The sequence below is a fragment of the Streptomyces endocoffeicus genome (assembly GCF_016741935.1).
Taxonomy (GTDB): Bacteria; Actinomycetota; Actinomycetes; order Streptomycetales; family Streptomycetaceae; genus Streptomyces; species Streptomyces endocoffeicus.
In genome coordinates this window covers 110,363-129,394 of the sequence record NZ_JAERRG010000024.1, presented here as the reverse complement: position 1 = coordinate 129,394, position 19,032 = coordinate 110,363, and the positions used below count along the sequence as shown (strand labels likewise).

Genomic DNA, 19,032 nt, shown 5'->3' with positions numbered 1-19,032 from the left:
CGGCCAGTCACTCGGGCCACCATGAAAGAGGCATCCCGTGCGCACAAGGAGAACCTTGGCCACCGGCAGCGCCGGTGCCGCCCTGCTGCTCGCCACCGCTTGCGGCCCGCCCCCGCCGCCACCCGGGTTCTCCGCCACGGACTCGGCCGGCCCCGCGGCGACGGCGGAATCCGCCACCGACCTGGGAGGCATGGCCAAGCTCGTCGCCACCGCCAAGAAGGAGGGAACACTGAACGTCATCGCGCTCCCACCGGACTGGGCCAACTATGGCGACATGATCGCGGGCTTCGAGGCGAAATACGGCGTCAAGGTCCACTCCACACAGCCCGACGCCAACAGCCAGGACCAGATCAACGCTGCCAGGCAACTGAAGGGACAGAACCGCGCACCCGATGTCTTCGACCTGGGCAGCAATGTCGCACTGGCCAATACCGCCCTGTTCGCGCCGTACCGGACGACTGTCTGGAAGGACGTCCCGGGCCACCTCAGGGATCCCAAGGGGCGCTGGACCAGCGACTACACCGGCTACTTCGCCATCGGCTACGACGCCTCCAAGGTACCCGCACCCGTGACGATGAACGATCTGCTGGGGCCCGCCTACAAGGGCAAGGTCGCGCTCAACGGCGACCCGACCCAGGCCTCCGCCGGCTTCCACGGCGTCGCCGCGGCCTCCGTCGCGAACGGCGGATCGGCGGACGACCTGGCACCCGGTGTGGAGTTCTTCAAAAAACTCAAGGCCAGGGGAAACCTGATCCCGGTCGACCCCACCCCGGCGACGATCGCCTCCGGGCAGACCCCCGTCGTCCTGGACTGGGACTACCTCAACGTCGCCCAGACCACCGCCCTGAAAGGCAAGGTCGACTGGAAGGTATCGATCCCGGAGCACGCGGTCGTGGGGGCCTACTACTACCAGTCGATCAACAAGGACGCCCCGCACCCCGCGGCGGCCAGACTCTGGCAGGAGTACCTCTATTCCACCGAAGGGCAGAACACCTGGCTGCGGGGCTACGCGCGGCCCGTGCTGAGTGATGTGATGCGCCAGAACGGCACGATCGACAAGACCGCCCTCGCCAAGCTGCCGAAGGCGTCCGGGACTCCGGTGGTCTTCACCGAGCCCCAGTTGAAGGCCGGCCAGGACTACCTCCAGATCCACTGGCGGAAGGCCGTCAATTGAGCACCGAAGCACCCTCCGAGGCGGACACGCCGCCGCTCGGTCCCGCATCGCCCAGTCCCGCATCGTCCGGTGCCGGCCGCCGGCGCCTGCCCCGGCTGCTGCCCCATCTCGGGCTGTTGCCGTTCTTCGGCTACCTGGCCGTCTTCCTGCTCTGGCCGACGTACCTGGTGCTCATCGGCGCATTCCAGGACGGCAGGGGGCGGCCCACCCTGCGCAACATCCGAACCGTCACGACCAGCGACTACCTCCACGGCTTCGTCCGCTCCATAGAAGTCTCGGCCACCACAGCGCTGGCGGGCTCCGTGCTGGGCGCGCTGCTCGCCTGGGCGGTGGCGGAGAGCAGGCCCGACGGCCTGCTGCGCCGAGTCACGGTCGCCTCGTGCGGCGTTCTCGCACAGTTCGGTGGCGTCATGCTCGCCTTCGCCTTCCTCGCCACCTTCGGCTTCAACGGCGTGGTCACCCTGTTCCTCCAAAACCACCTGGGGGTGAACGTCTTCTCCGGCGGCACCTGGCTCTACGGCCTCACCGGGCTGGTCGTCGTCTACACCTACTTCCAGATCCCGCTCATGCTCATCGTCTTCCTCCCAGCCGTCGACAACCTCCGGCCGGAATGGCGCGAGGCGTCGACAAGCCTCGGCGGATCCACATGGGCCTATTGGCGTTACGTCGCCGGGCCGGCCCTCGCGCCGAGTTTCCTCGGTGCGGCCCTGCTGCTCTTCGCCAACGCCTTCTCCTCCTACGCGACGGCCGCTGCCCTGGTCAGCCAGGGCAGCCCGATCGTGCCGCTGCAGATCGGCAACTTCCTCACCAGTGAGGTCGCCCTGGGCCAGGCAGGTGCGGGCAAGGCACTGGCCCTGGGCATGATCGTGGTGGTGGCGGTGGTCATGTCGCTGTACGCGCTCGTGCAACGGAAGGCGGCGACATGGCTGCGGTGAACACATCCGTACCCGACGGGCGTGCGCGCCCCCCACGGCTATCGGCCGCGTCCCGCACGGCGCGGACATCGCCGGTGCGGGCACTGCGCTGGGTGGTGCTCATCCTCATCGGCGGCTATCTGCTGCTGCCGCTGCTCGCCATGGTCGAGTTCTCCACACGGGGCACGGCGACGGGCCGCTCACTCGACGCCTGGCGGGAGATCGGTTCCAACGCGGACCTCCTCGGAGCCATCACCGACTCGCTCCAACTCTCCGCACTCACGGTAGTGGCCATGCTCGTCCTGTTGGTGCCCACGATGACCTGGGTGCATCTGCGAGTGCCGCGGATGAGACGGCTCGTGGAATTCGCCTGCCTGCTGCCGCTGACCATCCCCGCGATCGTACTCGTCGCCGGTATCGGCCCCATCTACCTGTGGGTGAATTACCTGCTCGGGGACTCCCCGCTCACCCTCACCTTCGTCTACGTCATCTTGGTACTGCCCTACGCCCACCGCGCCATCGACGGAGGACTCGGCAGCGTCGACATCGTGACGCTCGCCGAAGCGGCGCGCAGCCTGGGAGCGAGCTGGCCCCGGGTGCTGGTGAGCATCGTCCTGCCCAACATCCGCGGCGCGGTGATCTCGGCGTCGATCATCTCCGTCGCGCTGGTGCTCGGTGAGTTCACCGTCGCCTCGCTGCTGAACTTCGACACTCTGCAGGTCGTCATCAACCTGCTGGGCAAGCGCGACGCGGCCGTGTCCGTCGCCGTGTCGGCCGCCGCCCTCCTCTTCGCCTTCGTCCTGCTGTACGCACTCGCTCAGTTGGCTTCGCGTCGTCCCACAACCCTCGCCGCGGACGCCACCGAGGAAGGGCCCACACCGTGACCACCGACATCGCGGACTCCTCACGCACCGGTCGGCTCGCCGAGCGACCGGGGGCAGCGGTCCAACTGGTCGACCTCCATCGCTCCTTCGGCAAGGTGCGCGCACTGGACGGCCTGTCCCTGGACGTCGCGGCCGGCGAGTTCGTCGCGCTTCTCGGTCCCTCCGGCTGCGGCAAAACCACCGCGCTGCGCGCCCTCGCCGGCCTCGACGAACTGGACTCCGGGCGGATCCTCGTCGGCGGCCAGGACATCACCCGGCTGAGCTCGAACCGCCGGGGCATGGGGATGGTGTTTCAGGCATACAGCCTCTTTCCCACCATGACCGCATGTGACAACGTCGCCTACGGCTTGCGGCTGCGTGGTGTCGGCACCCGGACGCGGCGCCGCCGTGCGGAGGATCTCCTCGAACTCGTCGGCCTGGCCAGCCACGCGGCCCACTATCCGCACCAGCTCTCCGGAGGGCAACAGCAGCGGGTGGCACTGGCCCGCGCCCTGGCCGTCCGGCCCGAGGTGCTGCTGCTGGGCGAGCCGCTCTCGGCGCTGGACGCCAAGGTGCGTTCCCAATTGCGGGACGAGATCCGCCGTATTCAGCTCGAGGTCGGCACCACCACGCTGTTCGTGACCCACGACCAGGAGGAGGCCCTCGCGGTCGCCGACCGGGTGGGCGTCATCCACGCCGGCCGCCTGGAGCAGATCGCCTCGCCCGGCGATCTGTACGACCGGCCCCGCACCGCGTTCGTCGCCGAGTTCGTCGGTCTCAGCAACCGCCTGCGCGGGAGGGCCCGATCGGGAGAGTTGGGCCTGCTGGGCACTCAGCTGCCGCTGCTCCCCGGAAGCGCCTTCGAGGGACCTGTCAGGGCGTTCGTACGCCCGGAATCCGTAACGGTGGATCCGGCGCCGGATCAGGGGCAGGGCCACGGCGCACCGATCGGGCGGGTCCTTTCCGTGAGTTTCCTCGGATCGCTGTGCCGGGTGCGGATCCAGCTCCCGGACCAGGACCCGGTGCTCGCCCAGATCCCGAAGGCGGAAGCCGCCCGCCTCTCTCCCGGATCACCGGTGCGGGTGACGATCCACCCCGCACCGGTGTTCGCGGCACCCGTCTGATCCCGGACCGCACGGAGGAACCGCACCCCAAGGTCAGCAGCCGGAGTCGGCGAGGACGAAGTAGCCCGGGGAAGTCTCTTTGAGAGTGTGAGTGACGGCGAGGTTGTACAGGCCGAGGTTCTGGTTGGAACCGTTGGCATACGTGTGACCGAGGCTCTGGTGGGCGCGGCCGGCCTTGACCTGGTTGTAGTTGTTGTCGGTGTAGCACCTGGGCGCCGGCTCGGCGCCCGTCGTCGTCGCGGTGACCGGCGAGGACGCGGCGCCGACGGCGCCGGTGGAGTCGACCGCGGCGACGGTGTAGCGGTAGGAGGCGCCGGCGGACAGACCGGTGTCGGTGTAGGAGGTGTTGGTCGGGGAGCCGACCTTGGTGCCGTCGCGGTAGACGTTGTAGGAGGCTGCGCCGCTCACGGCGTTCCAGGACAGTGAGACGCCGTCGTCGGTGGTGCCGGTGACCGTGACCCCGGACGGCCCCGGCAGGGAACCGCTGCCGGAGCCGTCCAGGCCCCAGAACCTCGCGGTGTGGTAGCTGGAGCAGATGGAGTCGATGTAGTAGGTCCCCGTGGTGCCGCACTGGTCGGCGCCGGAGCCCGGGTCCACGGCGAGGCCATGGGCCATGCCGGAGATCGAGAAGTGGGCGACGGCGGGCTTACCGGCGGAATCGTTGTAAATGCTCTCGGTGGTGCCGCCGGTCAGGTCTCGCGTACTGGAGGGCGTCTGGCTGATGCCCCAGACATCGGTCCACTGGTCGCGCAGCTCGGTGCCGTTGACCGGCGTGACGGTGGTGTCGGAGGTGCCCTGCCAGATCGCGACCCGTGGCCAGGGGCCGGTGTACCCGGGGTAGGAACCGCGGACCTTGTCCCCCCACTGCTCGGGAGTGAGGTTCTGGCCGCTGTACTGGCAGCTGGAGGCGGCGATCACGGTGGTGGCGCACTGCGCGGGGAGGCCGGAGTCGACGGCGCCGCCGGCGAACACGTCCGGGTAGTCGGCGAGCAGGTTCGCGGTCATGCCGCCGCCGGCCGACAGGCCGGTGACGAAGATCCGCCCGCGGTCGGAGCCGTATTGCGCCGTGGCGTGGTCGACCATCTGAACTATGGAGGCCGCTTCGCCCTTACCCCGGGTGTCCTTGGTGGCGTCGAACCAGCTGAAGCAGGACATGCCGTTGTTGGCCGGGCCGGTCTGCGGGTAGACCACGGCGAATCCCCACTGGTCGGCGAACTTCTGCCAGCCGGAGTGGGTGTGGTAGTCGCTCGCCGACTGGGTGCAGCCGTGCAGGGCCACGACCAGTGGCGCGTTCGCGGGGAGGTTCGTCGGCGCGTACTCGTACATCGCCAGATTGCCGGGGTTGGAGCCGAAGTTGGTGACCTGCTGGAGAGTGCCGTCGGCCGCGGCCGCGGCGACGGGGGCGAGCGGGGTGATGACGGTCATGCCCGTGGCCAGCGCGCCGAGCGCGGCGGCCAGAGCGGTGCGTCTGAGGACTCTGCGCACGGTGACGAAACGCATGGGGCAGCTCCATGGAGTGGGGGAGTGGAGGGAGTGCGGACGCCGCACGGCGCCCTGCCATGCCACTTCACGGGACCGGCCGGGCCGGTCCCGTCGGCCGGTGCGTGGCGCTGACGCACCGGCAGGCTGACATACCGGCTTGCTGTAAGCGGACCGTACGACCGGGCGACCGACCGCGACATGGGAGGGGCGGCCAGGAAATCGGCGGCCGACGTGGCTCGTGTACACATGGTGTGGGTGGTGCGGCCATGACACCAGGGCGGCCCAGTCGTCACGACTCGACCACGACGGCGCGCGCCGCGCGCAGCCGAGCCGGCAGCCGGACCAGGCCGCCGGGCAGCAGGTATATCACCGCGACGAACAGCGCGCCGAGCAGGAACAGCGGCTGCGACAGTGGCACTCGCAGCACGGCGGGCAACCCGGTGACAGCACCGGAACCCGACAGGTCGCCGAGCCGGTGGTCGGCCCAGGTGTAGAGGATGCCGCCGGCCAGGGGGCCCCACCGGGTGCCGGAGCCGCCCAGTACCACCATCACCAGCAGGGAGAGGGTGAAGTCGGAGGTGGTGGTCTGCGGAGTGGCGCCGCCGGTCAGCAGCAGGTGGACGATGCCGCCGAGCGCGGCCAGGGTGCCGGCCAGGACGAAGGCGGTCAGCTTGAAGCCGTAGGGGCGCAGCCCCAGCACCTCCACCCGGCGCTCGTTCTCCTTGATGCCCTCCCAGACCCGGCCGGTGGGTGAGCGGACCGCCCATCGCACGATGAGCAGCACGACGACGAGGTAGGCCAGGGCGACCCAGTACAGGTTGGCGGTGTTTTCGATGCCGACCAGCGCGGCGGGCAGCTTGTCCGCGGGGGCGGCCCTGCCTTCCTCGCCACCCGTGACGCCGCCCGGGTCGCGTTGCACGAGGATCGAGGCGGCCTGCGCGAAGGCGAGGGTCACCATGGAGAAGCCGATGCCCGTCACCCGCAGGCTGACCGCGCCCAGCAGTGCGGACAGCGCCACCCCGGCGAGCAGGCCGAGCAGCGCGGAGACGGCGAAGGGCAGCCCCGCCTCCAGCATGATGGTGTTGGTGACGTAGGCACCTGCGGCGAAGTAGAGCGCGTGGCCGAACGACAGCAGCCCGGTGCGGCCGAGCAGCAGGTCGTAGCCGGTGGCCAGGGCTCCGAACACCAGGCACAGGGACAGCAGTTGGAGGTTGCCGGGGCTGCCGATCGGTCCGTCCAGCAGGCCGGGCAGGGGCAGCGCGCTGTAGGGGACGAGGAACAGGGCCACCAGCGGCAGCGCCGGCCACCAGCGGGCGGCTCGCCTGAACCTTTCGGAGCGGGTGGCGGGGGATTGGTCCGCCGCGCGGGTCTCACCGCGCGGCCGGGTGGCGGTGGTCATGCGAGTCTCCCGGTCAGCCCACGCGGCCGGACGAGCAGCAGGGCGGCGAGCAGGACGACGACGGCGAGGTCGCCGAGTCCGGCGGTGGTGTAGTAGTTGGCGAACTGCTGGACGAGGCCCACGGCGACCGAGGCCAGCGCGGCACCGGCGAGCGAGCCCATGCCGCCCATGACGACGACCACGAAGGCGAAGATCAGCAGCGAGGTGCCCTGTTCGGGGTCGACCGAGCCGAAATAGAGACCGCCGATCGCGCCGCCGAGGGCCGCGGCCGCTCCGCCGATGGCGAAGACCAGGGTGAAGGCTTTGCGCACGTCGATGCCGAGCGCGGTGACCATGGCCCGGTCCTCCACGCCCGCGCGGACGACCAGACCGTGCCGGGTCCGGCTCAGGAACAGCCTGAGAGCGGCCAGTACCACGAGGGCGGCGGCGATCAGCACCAGGCGGTTGAACGGCACCTCGGCGCCCAGCAGGCCGGCGGTGCCGGACAGTGCTGCGGGCCCGGGGAAGGGCCGGGCGTCAGCGCCCCAGATCGCGGAGAGCAACGCGGGAACAGCCAGGCCCACGCCGACGGTGGCCAGGATCTGCTCGCGGGGGCGGGCGTAGAGCGGGCGGATGACGGCGAGTTCCAGCAGAACCGCGGCGACGGTGCCGACCGCGGTGCCGAAGACGACCGCGAGGGCGAAAGCGGCGCCGCCGGGCCCGGCGCCGGGCAGGTGGCCGGAGGCGGCCCACCAGGTGCCGTAGGCGCCGATGGACATCAGGGCCCCGTGGGCGAAGTTGAGCACGTCCATCAGGCCGAAGATCAACGAGAGGCCCGAGGCGACCAGGAAGTACAGTGCGCCCAGGCCGAGCCCGGTGAGGGTGAGCAGGACTACGGTGGACATCAGACCTCTGCCTCTTCGGTCCTGGTGGCGGGGTGGGCCGCGGGGCGGGCGGACGCGCCGGCCGGTGAGGGGCCGGCACCGTCGTGGCCCGCCCGTCCGACACCGAGCAGCCGGTGAGCCGCGCCCGCGTCCGCGAGCAGTTCGGCGGCGGGGCCCCGGTGCGCGGTGCGGCCGTCGGCGAGCACGACGCAGTGCCGGGCGAGGCGGCGCACCACGGCGAGGTTCTGCTCCACCAGCAGGACGGGCACCGCCTCGGCGGCGCGCTCCAGCACCTGTGCGACCTCGGTGACCACCTTGGGTGCCAGGCCCTTGGTGGGCTCGTCGGCGATGATCAGCCGGTTGCCGTTGAGCAGGGTGCGGGCGATGGCGACCATCTGCTGCTGGCCGCCGGAGAGGGTGCCGGCGGCCTGCCGGGCGCGCTGCCTGAGCTCGGGGAAGAGTCCGTGTACCAGATCGTAGGCCGGTTGGCCGGCGCCGGGCCGCTCGGCGAGCCGCAGGTTCTCGGCGACGGTGAGAGTGGCGAAGACGCCGCGGTCCTCGGGGGCGTAGCCGATGCCACGGCGGACCAGGGAGTGGGTGGCCAGTCGCACCGTCTCCTCGCCGCTCAGCAGCACGCTGCCGGTGCGCGGTACGAGGCCGAGGATCCCGCGTACGGTGGTGGTCTTGCCGGCGCCGTTGCGGCCCAGGAGCGCGGTGGTGCCACGGGCGGCGACGTCCAGGTCGACGCCGTGCAGGATGTGGCTGTCCCCGATGACGACCCGCAGGTCGCGCACCGTCAGCAGCGGCGCCGGGCTCGTGCTCACAACTCCTCCCCGAGATAGGCCTGCTGTACGGTCGGGTCGGCCATCACCACCTGGGGGCTGTCCAGGGCCAGCAGCGTGCCGTGGTGCATCACGGCGAGCCGGTCGGCCAGGCCCAGCAGGACGTCCATGTGATGCTCGACCATGAGCACGGTGCGGCCCTCCTCGCGGTGCAGCGAGCGGATGAGTTCGGTGAGGGCGGGCACTTCCTCGGCGCTCACGCCCGCCATGGGCTCGTCGAGCAGCATCAGCCGGGGTTCGCCGACGAGCAGCACCGCGAGTTCCAGCTTGCGTTTCTCGCCGTGTGAGAGCGCGTCGGCGACGGTGTCCGCCCGGTGCGCGAGTTCGGTGCGTGCCAGCACCTTGGCGACCGACTCCGGGTACGGGTCGGCGCGGCGCCAGACCCGGTACGAGCCGCCGTCGGCGGCCTGGGCGGCCAGCCGCACATGGTCGGCGACCGTCATGCCCGGCCACAGGCTGGAGGTCTGGAAGGTACGTCCGAGACCGCGCCGGGCCCGTGCGTAGGCGGCTTCGTTCGTGACGTCGGCGCCGTCGAGTTCGATCGTGCCCCGGGAAACGGGGGTGATGCCGCTGACCAGATTGAACAGGGAGGTCTTGCCCGCGCCGTTGGGGCCGATGAAGGCCAGGAACTCTCCTTCGTGGAGGTCGAGGGAGACCGAGTCGACGATGGTCGCGCCGCCGACCGTCCAGCCGATGCCGCGCAGTCTGAGGACCGGCGCCGGGGAGCTGCGGGGCTCCCCGGCAGCCGCGGTCCCCGGGGCGCTCGGCGTCATGTCCGAGGAGGTCATCCGCTCAGCCCGCCGCCTTCTTCACCGGGGGAGCGACCGTTGCCATCAGGACGCGGTCGACCAGCTCTGGTTCAGCGGCGCTGCCCGTGCCCTTCAGCTTGGCCCTGAACATCGGCTGCAGCAGGGCGTGGTCCGCGGCGCGGATCCGCTCCTTGCCCTTGGGCCCGTCGAAGCTCCAGCCTTCCAGTGCCTTGACCATGGCAGTGGTGTCGGTCGCGCTGCCGGACTCGATCGCGTGCACGATCATCTGGGCGGCGGTGAAGCCGTCGGGGCTGAACAGGTCGGGGGCGCCACCGGCCTTGGTGATGCTGTTGAGCATCGCCTTCTCCACCGGGTTGCCGCCGCCGGCGCCCGGGAAGTAGTGGGCGAGGAAAGAGACCTTGGAACCTGCCGCGCCGAAGATCGGGTACGAGGCGGTGCCGGCCAGTCCGGTGACGACCTTGCTCGAATCCAGTACGCCCTGCTGATTCAGCGCGGTCCACAGGGCGGGGGCGGTGGCACCGGCCCAGGCGACGAACACCAGTTCCGGCTTGCGGGCTTTGGCCTGGCGGGCGAAGGGGGTGAGGTCGGTGGCGCTGGGCGGGGCCAGCACGGAGTCGACTCTCGCGCCCTTCCCGCCGAGGACGGTCTTCACCGCGGCCACGTTGGCCTGTCCGAACGCGGAGTTCTGGGCGAGCACGGTGACCTTCTTGCCCTTGGCGTCGCCGAGCATCGCCCCGGCGGTGAGGATGTCCTGGTAGGACTGCCGGCCGGAGCGGAAGGTGTAGGCGTTGACACCCGTGACGGCGTCGGTGGCCGCGGGGCCGCTGACGTAGAGCACCTTGTTCTGGGCGGCCAGCGGCGCCATCTGCAGTGCCACGCCGGAGTCGGTGGTGCCGGTGATGATCTTGTACCCCTTGCCGACGAGGGTTTTGGCCGCGGCCACGGCCTTCGCCGGGTCGCCCGCGTCGTCCTGCTCGGTGACCTCGATCGGGTGGCCGCCGACCTTGTTCGTCCCGTGCGTCGCGTAGGCCAGGCCTGCCTTGAAGCCCTCCTCGTACTGTTTGCCGTAGGCGGCGAGCAGCCCGCTGCGGGAGTAGACCAGACCCACCCGCACGGGAGCGGTCTCGCCGTCGGAGCCGTCGGCCGCGGTGCCGGCGGTGCCGGCCGAGGAACAGCCCGCGACCAGGGCACCGACGGCGATCAGGGTGAGTGCGCGAACAGATCTGCTTCGCACGGTGTCCGTGGCGCTGCAACGCATGATGACCGGCTCCTGACGGTGTGCCGCCCACCCGTCGCCGCAGGGTGGCGCCCTCTTCCTGGAAAGCGCCACCCGCATACGCGACGGCGGAAGGGCGGTGAGTGGTTGCCGGAACGATAGGAGGGCCCCGCGACGGACGGCATGGTGCCGACCACCGATCCTGGAGGCACAGCCATGGGGCCGGCGCACATGGCCGGAACGACCGGTGCCGCGAAGGCGGAGACCGCCCGGTCTCCGTTGGGGCCGCTGCTCAGACGCTACGAGGCCCGGGGCCGACCGGCGCAGCGCGGATCACTATGCGGATCGTCAGGGCCATGGTGGCGGACTACATACCCGCGGGGCCCTCCCGCGGTGAAAGGTAAGGGGAACCAGACCCCCGGGCCGGGTCGCCGGACACTCCGTCAGGAGACCGGTGAGCCCTGGGCCGAGAAACTCGGAGAGACGACATGGACAAGGTGGTGGATTCGGTCGCGGACGCCGTGGCCGACATCCCGGGCGGGGCGACTCTCGCCGTCGGAGGTTTCGGTCTGTGCGGGATCCCGTCGACGCTGATCGCCGCGCTGGCCCGGACGGAGGCGGCGGGGCTGCGGGTGGTGTCCAACAACTGCGGGGTGGACGACTGGGGTCTCGGTCTGCTGCTGCGAGCCGGCCGGATCGCCCGGATGACGTCGTCGTACGTGGGCGAGAACAAGGAGTTCGCGCGGCAGTACCTCTCCGGTGAGCTGGAGGTGGAGCTCACACCACAGGGCACCCTGGCCGAGCGGCTGCGTGCCGGCGGCAGCGGGATCCCCGCCTTCTTCACCCCGGCAGGCGTGGGCACCCAGGTCGAGGAGGGCGGCCTGCCGTGGCTGTACGCCGCCGACGGCAGCGTGGCCGTGGCCTCCCCGCCCAAGGAGGTCAGGGAGTTCGGCGGCCGCAGGTACCTGCTGGAGGAGTCCATCACGGCCGACTTCGCGCTGGTGCGTGCGGAGATCGCGGATCGGCACGGCAATTGCGTGTTCCACAGCGCCGCCCGGAACTTCAACCCGCTGTGCGCGATGGCGGGCCGGACCACCTTGGTGGAGGCCGAGCGCGTCGTGGAGGCGGGGGAGCTCGACCCGGATGCCGTACACCTCCCGGGCGTGTACGTCGACCGGATCGTCGCAGCGGACCCCGTCGACAAGCGCATCGAGCGCCGCACCGTCCGACCCGCCGCCCAGGAGGCATGATCCATGGCACTCGACCGCGACCGACTCGCCGCCCGCGCCGCCCGTGAACTGCGGGACGGACAGTACGTCAACCTGGGCATCGGCCTTCCCACACTCATCCCCAGCCATCTCCCCGCCGACATCCACGTCGTGCTGCATTCCGAGAACGGCGTCCTGGGGGTCGGCCCCTATCCGGTGGACGGCACGGAGGATCCGGACCTGATCAACGCGGGCAAGGAGACGGTCACGCTGCGGAAGGGCGCCGCTTGCTTCGACTCCGCCTCCTCTTTCGGCATGATCCGCGCCGGGCGCATCGACGTGTCCGTGTTGGGCGCCATGCAGGTCTCGGCCCGAGGTGATCTGGCCAACTGGATGATCCCCGGGAAGATGGTCAAGGGGATGGGCGGGGCCATGGACCTGGTCCACGGGGCCCGCCGCCTGATCGTCGTCATGGAGCACACCGCGAAGGACGGCACCCCGAAGATCGTCGACGAGTTGGCCCTGCCCGCCACGGGGCGCGGCGTGGTCAACCGCGTCATCACGGACCTCGCCGTCATCGACGTGACGGTCGAGGGCCTCACCCTGGTCGAACTCGCGCCCGGCGTCAGCGTGGACGACGTACAGGCGGTCACCGAGCCCGAGCTGCGCGTCCCGGCCGATATCGGGCCCCTCCGGGTTTCCGTGGAGTGAGGACCGCTACGGGCAGGCCTGGGAAACAAGGTGGATCCGCAGCGCCAGCTGGATCTCCAGCGCGCGTTCCGGGTGCTCCCAGTCCTGCCCCAGGAGCGCGGCGATCCGCTCGATCCGCTGCACCACAGTGTTGACATGGACATGTAGCAGATCCTTGGCCCGAATGTGGCTGCCCTTCACGGCGAAATACGCCTGAAGCGTCCTGACCAGTTCGGTTCCCCTGCGTTCGTCCCAATCCAGGACGGGGCCCAAGACCCTGTTGACGAAGCTTCCGGTGTCCTGTTCCTTGCCCAGGAGAACACCGAGGAAGCCCAGATCCGCGGCACAGGCACCACCACCGGTGAGACCCAGCACACGCATGGCGCCCAGACAGCGGCGGCCCTCGGCGTAGAAGCCGGGCAGGGCCGCCAGCCCCTGGCACGGTCCCGCGGCGACCACGCTGACGGGTGTACCGAGCCCTTGGGAGAGCTGTTCGGCGGCGGCCCGGGCGGCCTGACCGGGCACTGTTCCGTCGTCGGGGACCAGCATGACCACGTGCTGCTCATACTCGCAGCACAGGCCCTCGCGGCCGAAGAGGTACTGCTGGGCCCAGGCAGTCAGCCTGCCGTCCGACTGCGTCTCGGGCTCGGCGACCAGCACCAGGTGCGGCCGGGTCAGGTCCACACCGAGCCGGTGCCCGCGCTCGGCGAGGAGCGCGGGATCGCGGCCCGCTCCCTCCAAGAGGTCGGTGAGCAGTTCGCCGCGCACGCGGTTCTCGGTTTCGACGACGGTACGACGCAGCAGCAGGAGCAGCGCGGTGATGGTGCCAGTGCGCTCGAACAGCCGGCGGTCGGGGCCGTCGAGGTCCGGGCGCCCGCGGAAGGCGAGGCTCCCCAGCAGCTCCTGCCCGGCCAGGACGGCGCAGTACCAGCACTCGCCGTCGCGGACCGAGCGGCCCTCGGCGCGGGCACGGGTGACGGCTCTCAGAAGTGCGTCGGGATCCGGCGGACCGTCTCCCGCTTCGCCGCCCGCTTGGGCCAGCACGTCGCCGCGCGGGTCGAAGATGGTCAGCCGGCCGCCGAGGAACTCAGCCACCGCGGCGGCCACTTCGGATACCTCCGAACCGCGCAGCACGAGGTCGGTCAGCCGGTCATGCGCTTCCGCGGCGCGCTGCGTGGATGCCGCGTGTTCCTGGATGACGGCGTTGGCCTCGGTGAGTTCCGCCGCGGCGTTCTTGGCATCGGCGAGCGCCCTGGCGGTGTCGATCGCGATGGCGGCGTGCGCGGCGAGCGAGCTGAGCAGGGCCACCTCGTCCGGGGAGAAGCCGCGGGGGCCGCGGTCGGCCGCGAACAGAACACCGATGACATGGTGATCGCCGGCCGGGCCCGAGCCGAGGAGCAGCGGCACGCCGAGAATGGCGACGAGACCTTCGTCCAGGACTCCATGGTCGATGGTCTGGGTGTGCTGGAACCGTTCGTCTCTGCGGTAGTCCGGCGATGCGTAGGGACGCATGGTCTGGGCCACCAGCCCGCCCAGGCCCTCGCCCAGCTTGAGCCTGAGCTGTTGAAAGGCGAGAGAGACCGAGCCGTCGGTGACCCGCATAAAGGTGTCCTGGGCGGCCTCGTCCACCAGGGTGAGGTAGGCGGTGTCCGTCCCCAACAGGGTTCTGGCGCGCCGCACGATCGAGTGCAGTACCGCGTCGAGGTCACGCAGGGCGGCCAGGTCGCCGGCGGTGTCGAACAGCGCGGTGAGTTCGGCTTCGCGGCGGCGTTGGCGATGGAGCACCTGCCGGACCCCGAGGGCGGTGGAGACGGCCCGGTCGATCTCTTTCAGTTCGTGGTCGTCGATGCCGTCGGCGCGGGCGCGCGCGGCCACCGCCGTTAACTGTTCGGCGGAGGCGTCCGTGGCCAGCAACTCCATCAGGTCTCGTAGGGCGGCGGTATAAGGAACAGTGGTCTGTGACATGGAACGAACCTCGGGGAGGGCGGATGCGCGCGGCTCGATGCGCGCGCACCCGCGGGTATGGCGATTCGGGTCACGGGACGGTCAGCGCGCGGTCCAGCCACCGTCCAGCGGCAGCGAGGCGCCGGTGACGAAACCGGCGTTCTCGGAACACAGCCACAGCACCGCGGAGGCGACCTCCTCCGGCTCGATGAGGCGTTTGATGGCGCTGCGCTCCAGCATGATCTTCTCCAGTACTTCCGACTCCGCCATGCCGTGCGAGCGGGCCTGGCCGGCGAGTTGGGCCTCGACCAAGGGGGTGCGGACGTAGCCGGGATTCACACAGTTCGACGTGACGCCATGGGGCGCCCCCTCCAGGGCGGCGACCTTGCTCAGCCCTTCCATCGCGTGCTTGGCGGTCACGTAGGCGCCTTTGAAGGCCGAGGCCCGCAGGCCGTGTACGGAGGAGAGGTTCACGATGCGGCCCCACCCCCGCGCGTACATGTGGGGAAGGGCGCGCCGGATGATATGGAACGGCGCCTCGACCATGATCCTCTGGATGAGGGCGAAGCGGTCCGGTGGGAACTCGTGCAGCGGCGCGATGTGCTGGAGCCCGGCATTGTTGACGACGATGTCGATGGTGGTGGGGAGGCCGTCGATGGCCGTCGGGTCGGCGAGGTCGGTCACGCAGGGGCTGCCGCCGATCTCCTCGGCCACCCGCTCGGCGGCTTCCTTGGCCAGATCGACGACGTACACGAAGGCTCCGGCGTCGGCGAGGGCGACGGCACAAGCCCGTCCGATGCCACTCGCCGCGCCGGTCACCATGGCGCTGCGCCCTTCCAGGAACTGGCCGGCGGGGACGAGGGACGCGTCAAGGCCGGCGTGCCGGGCAGCGTCGCCCTCGGCGGTGCGGGTGGTGTCCATGGCCGTCACGGTAGGCAGCGGGCCCACCCCCGGACATGGTGCGGGACGCCATGTTCGAAGCGGTCAGGGTGGCACCGCCCCATATGGGGAGCACGCACGTAACGGTGTGGCAGCCTGACGCGGCCATGTGCCCGGTTTCGCCGGCACCGCACGTTCCGACCCCCTGTCCAAGGCTTTCACCACACTGCCCCGCTCGGCTCACACGTCGGGCAAGGGCTACCTCGATCACTCCTCCCGCGTGGACCGGTCCCCGCGTCGGTGTCCGAGCGCCACCTTCACCGCGCGCCGGACCGACCGGCGCAGCCGATGTCGCTCATGGGTCCCGAGCCACACGGCGAGGATCACACAGGTGGCCATGCACCCCAGGGCGGTGATCCGCAATGCGGTGTCGGAGGCCGCTTCGGACCCCACGCCGCGTTTCTGGTCGGCGACAGCCCCGGCCAGGGCAATGCCGAGGCCCGCCGCCACCGTGATGACCGTCTTGGTGACTCCGGACGCCTCCCCGGCCCGCTCCGGTCTGATCACCCCCTGAGTGGCGACGAGGGTCAGTGAGTTGGCCGTTCCGAGAACCGCACCGCCCGCGGTGGCCGCGATCAGATACACATCGAGCGATGAGGCCCGGGCAAGACAGACGAGGACGAGGGCTCCCGCGCCCAGGCAGACGGTCATCACGCGCACCGCGGCGGGTGGGGGCACACGGCCGGCGATCGGACCGGCGAGCGCCATGGCCAGTGCCGGGGCGAGGAAGGCGATGCCCGCCACGGCGACAGACAGGTCCCACTGCCCCTGGAGCGTCAGGGGCACGACGAACAGGAACATGACCGTCGCGGTGTTGGCGACGGCCCCGGCGAGCGTCAGCGCCACGTAGGGCCCGTTGAGGAAGAGCGTGAGCTCGACCAGCGGGCTCGCCGCCACCCGTTCAAGCCGTACGAACCAGGTCAGCAGGGCGGCCGCGGCGACCAGGCCGGCCAGGATGACGGGCCACTGCCAGTGGCGGCCGCGGTCGACGGTGACGGCAAGGGTGACGAGCGCGGCTGTCGCGGTGGCAAGCCCGCGCCAGTCGACCCTCCGGGGCGCGCTGGTGTCATAGCTCTCGGCGGTACGCGAGGCCCATGCCGCGCCCAGCGCGGCGAGGGGGACGTTGAGCCAGAACACCGCCCTCCAGGACACCGCGGCGGTGAGGGCACTGCCGATGAACGGGCCGCAGGCGGTGGCGATTCCGCCGATGCCCAGCGCCCGGCCGGTGGCGCGGCCCCGCAGTTCGCTCGGATAGACGTTCGTCAGCAGGGACAGACCCACCGGCATGACCATCGCGCCCCCCGCCCCCTGGACCACCCGGGCGCCGACCAGGACGTGCAGCGCCGGGGCGAGCGCGCAGACCAGGGACGACGCGCCGAAGACGGCGAGGCCCAGGATCAGCAGCCGTCGCCGTCCGAACAGGTCGCCGAGGCGTCCGGCACCCAGCATGAGGGTCCCGGTGGACAGCAGATACGTGCTGGTCACCCATTGCAGACCGGCGCCTCCGGCGTGGAGATCGCGGCCGATTCGCGGCAGGGCCAGGTTCAGGGCGAACGCGTCGAGCTGGATGCAGAACACGCCCACGGACATGGCCAGCAGGGCCCATCGTCTGGTGGTGGGTGTCGATGTCACTGCGACCCCGGCCTCCTTCCGCACGCCGCGGCGGCAGCATGGTTGGGAACATCCGCACGGCTGTGCGGCGGTTGCGGTGCTGTTGGCGGAGGGGGAAGGCGCAGCCAGAGGCCGCCCCTGGACAGGGGGCGCCGCTGCTCGAGGAGAGGGGATGCGAGACCCGGAAGAGTGGAGAGGCCCGTGGAACGCCGCAGAACGCCGCATCGCATGGGGCGGGCAACGCGGGCCCGCTGCTCACCGAGCGGCTGAGGAACTCACCGTAACCGACACCGAACCGCTTGCCAACCTCGTTCCGGAAGCCGCGGAGGCCGATACGGACGCCATGTGAGGTGTTCGGCCATCGCCGCCGCGCCCCGCCATGCCTGTGCCCATGCCCGTGCGGCCGCCGCGCCACCTCGGGTCCGGTGGCGGAGGGCGGGACGCGAGACGCCGCTGGACCTGCTCGGGACGCGCTCTTGTCCATGGTGGGCTTGAGTGCACCATGGACACGGGGGCGTCTCGGATGTCGATGCGAACAGTGAGTCCGTAACGTCTCCGGCATGAGTGATGAGAGGTGCAAATCCCAAGAAAGACAGACCAGTTGGCCGATGCGGAAGCGGCTCTGCGGAGTGGCGGCCATGTTCCTCGCCGGATTCGCCGGATTCGCTGTCGCGCCGGTCGCCACGGCGTCGGAGCGCGACACCGCCCACCGCGGCGCCCTCGTCTCCGTCACCCCGGTCGCCGACCATGACGCCGGGCAGGTCAGGGAGTTCCTGGCCGGGAGGGACATCGCGATCGACCCGGTGCGGTACGGGGTGCGGGCGTACCGGCTGACGTACCGGACTGTGGACCCCTACGGGAAACCCACGACCGCGACCGGGCTCCTCACCCTTCCCCAGGGCGGAGCCCAGCGGCTCGACCTCGTCTCGGACACGCATGGCACCATGGTCAAGCGCACCTACGCGCCCTCCGCGAGCGAGGACTTGGGCCGTGTGCCGTCGTATCTGAACGCCTCGGCGGGTCGTGCGGTCGCCGCGCCCGACTATCTGGGGCTCGGTGAGGGGCCGGGCCCGCACCCGTACATGGACACCCGCTCCGCCGTCACCGCCTCCGTCGACATGTTGCGCGCCGCCCGCACAGCCGCGGACCGGCTCGGCCGTCCGCTCACCGGTGACGTCTACGCGACCGGCTTCTCGCAGGGCGGCCAGGTCGCGATGGCGCTCGGCCGGGCGCTGGAAAGGGGCGCGGACCAGCACTTCCGGCTGAAGGGGCTGGCCCCGGTGAGCGGGCCGTACGACCTGGAGGGCCAGGAGGTGCCCGCCCTGTTCGACGGTCGGGTGAACGACACCAGCGGCGTCCTCTACATCTCGTACTGGCTGGTCGCCCAGAACCGGCTGCATCACTTCTACAAGGACCCGGGCGAGGTTTTCCGTGCGCCGTACGCGAGCCGCGTGGAGTCACTCTTCGACGGAAGGCATGACGAGGAGGAGGTGGTCAAGGGCCTCGCCTCCTCGGTGAAGCAGCTGCTCACGCCCGCCTTCTACGACCGTCTGCGGCACCCGACCGGCCCTCTGCTGGACGCCATGCGCTCGGCCGATCACACCTGCGATTGGACTCCGGACGCGCCGGTGCGGCTGTATGCGGGCGCGGCCGACAGCGACGTGCCCATCGGGAACGCGCGCAGTTGCGCGCTCCAGCTCGCCGCTCACCAGGCGCACGTTCCCGTGGTGAACCAGGGCGACGTGGACCACTTCGGATCCTTCGCGACATCGGCACCACAGGTGGCGCGCTGGTTCGACGCGCTGGCCGGCCGCCGATCGCTACGGTAACCACGTTGCCGATGCTGTGCGGCGACCCGGCGCAGGCGTCGCTGCTCAACCTCGCGGCTGCCGCGATCCCCGGCGTCCCCGTCGGCGCGCCGCCCTCGGCGCGTGTCACCGCCATGAGCGGGATGGCGCATATGGCCCATGCGCCCTCGGCGGCGATACTCGCT

At 70.8% G+C, this 19,032-nt stretch carries 16 protein-coding genes; 7 read left to right on the top strand and 9 right to left on the bottom strand.

Features of this window, described 5'->3' with window-relative positions; all coding sequences use genetic code 11:
- Positions 1 to 55 precede the first annotated feature (55 nt).
- From JK364_RS40615 to JK364_RS40600, 4 genes are read left to right on the top strand one after another with little or no spacing between them, the layout of a single operon-like run.
- Complete coding sequence (locus tag JK364_RS40615; protein ID WP_230993239.1) at positions 56 to 1,174, top strand: ABC transporter substrate-binding protein; 1,119 nt, start codon at positions 56 to 58, stop codon at positions 1,172 to 1,174.
- Positions 1,171 to 2,109 (top strand): ABC transporter permease, encoded by a 939-nt coding sequence (locus JK364_RS40610; RefSeq protein ID WP_230993238.1) that lies wholly within the window; start codon positions 1,171 to 1,173, stop codon positions 2,107 to 2,109. The genes JK364_RS40615 and JK364_RS40610 overlap by 4 nt, the downstream gene beginning before the upstream one ends.
- Positions 2,097 to 2,972 (top strand): ABC transporter permease, encoded by an 876-nt coding sequence (locus JK364_RS40605; RefSeq protein ID WP_201856440.1) that lies wholly within the window; start codon positions 2,097 to 2,099, stop codon positions 2,970 to 2,972. Before JK364_RS40610 ends, JK364_RS40605 begins: the two co-directional genes overlap by 13 nt.
- Positions 2,969 to 4,075 carry an ABC transporter ATP-binding protein gene (locus JK364_RS40600; RefSeq protein WP_307841531.1) on the top strand — a complete coding sequence of 369 codons (1,107 nt, stop codon included), beginning with the start codon at positions 2,969 to 2,971 and terminating at the stop codon, positions 4,073 to 4,075. Before JK364_RS40605 ends, JK364_RS40600 begins: the two co-directional genes overlap by 4 nt.
- Positions 4,076 to 4,108: 33 nt before the next feature.
- Here JK364_RS40600 and JK364_RS40595 read toward each other — a convergent pair whose 3' ends face one another.
- From JK364_RS40595 to JK364_RS40570, 6 genes are all read right to left on the bottom strand, one after another.
- Complete coding sequence (locus JK364_RS40595) at positions 4,109 to 5,575, bottom strand: extracellular catalytic domain type 1 short-chain-length polyhydroxyalkanoate depolymerase (protein ID WP_201856439.1); 1,467 nt, start codon at positions 5,573 to 5,575, stop codon at positions 4,109 to 4,111.
- 271 nt (positions 5,576 to 5,846) lie between these two features.
- Positions 5,847 to 6,956 (bottom strand): branched-chain amino acid ABC transporter permease, encoded by a 1,110-nt coding sequence (locus JK364_RS40590; protein ID WP_201856438.1) that lies wholly within the window; start codon positions 6,954 to 6,956, stop codon positions 5,847 to 5,849.
- Positions 6,953 to 7,840, bottom strand: a complete 888-nt coding sequence (locus JK364_RS40585) for a branched-chain amino acid ABC transporter permease (protein ID WP_201856437.1) — start codon at positions 7,838 to 7,840, stop codon at positions 6,953 to 6,955. Before JK364_RS40585 ends, JK364_RS40590 begins: the two co-directional genes overlap by 4 nt.
- A complete protein-coding gene (locus tag JK364_RS40580; protein ID WP_307841530.1) occupies positions 7,840 to 8,643 on the bottom strand; it encodes an ABC transporter ATP-binding protein in 804 nt (267 codons plus the stop codon). The genes JK364_RS40585 and JK364_RS40580 overlap by 1 nt, the downstream gene beginning before the upstream one ends.
- The gene (locus JK364_RS40575; protein WP_201856487.1) at positions 8,640 to 9,434 is read right to left on the bottom strand and encodes an ABC transporter ATP-binding protein; all 795 of its coding nucleotides are present in this window, start codon (positions 9,432 to 9,434) and stop codon (positions 8,640 to 8,642) included. Before JK364_RS40575 ends, JK364_RS40580 begins: the two co-directional genes overlap by 4 nt.
- 19 nt (positions 9,435 to 9,453) lie before the next feature.
- A complete protein-coding gene (locus JK364_RS40570) occupies positions 9,454 to 10,689 on the bottom strand; it encodes a substrate-binding domain-containing protein (protein ID WP_201856436.1) in 1,236 nt (411 codons plus the stop codon).
- 446 nt (positions 10,690 to 11,135) lie between these two features.
- On the opposite strand from JK364_RS40570, the gene JK364_RS40565 reads away from it, so the two are divergent.
- Entirely contained in the window at positions 11,136 to 11,897 is a 762-nt protein-coding gene (locus JK364_RS40565) for a CoA transferase subunit A (protein WP_201856435.1), read from the top strand.
- 3 nt (positions 11,898 to 11,900) lie between these two features.
- Positions 11,901 to 12,566: a 3-oxoacid CoA-transferase subunit B gene (locus tag JK364_RS40560; protein WP_201856434.1), complete on the top strand. Its 666-nt coding sequence runs from the start codon at positions 11,901 to 11,903 to the stop codon at positions 12,564 to 12,566.
- A 6-nt stretch (positions 12,567 to 12,572) separates the two neighbouring features.
- Here the strand turns inward: JK364_RS40560 and JK364_RS40555 are convergent, their stop codons facing one another.
- The 3 genes from JK364_RS40555 to JK364_RS40545 form a co-directional block, all read right to left on the bottom strand.
- On the bottom strand, positions 12,573 to 14,510 hold the full coding sequence (locus tag JK364_RS40555; protein ID WP_201856433.1) for a helix-turn-helix domain-containing protein: 1,938 nt from the start codon (positions 14,508 to 14,510) through the stop codon (positions 12,573 to 12,575).
- Positions 14,511 to 14,591: 81 nt separating this feature from the next.
- On the bottom strand, positions 14,592 to 15,410 hold the full coding sequence (locus JK364_RS40550; protein WP_201856432.1) for a 3-hydroxybutyrate dehydrogenase: 819 nt from the start codon (positions 15,408 to 15,410) through the stop codon (positions 14,592 to 14,594).
- A 225-nt stretch (positions 15,411 to 15,635) separates the two neighbouring features.
- Entirely contained in the window at positions 15,636 to 17,060 is a 1,425-nt protein-coding gene (locus JK364_RS40545) for an MFS transporter (RefSeq protein WP_307841529.1), read from the bottom strand.
- 587 nt (positions 17,061 to 17,647) lie between these two features.
- Here JK364_RS40545 and JK364_RS40540 point away from each other — a divergent pair.
- Positions 17,648 to 18,868: an alpha/beta hydrolase gene (locus JK364_RS40540; protein WP_230993237.1), complete on the top strand. Its 1,221-nt coding sequence runs from the start codon at positions 17,648 to 17,650 to the stop codon at positions 18,866 to 18,868.
- The last annotated feature ends 164 nt before the right edge of the window (positions 18,869 to 19,032 follow it).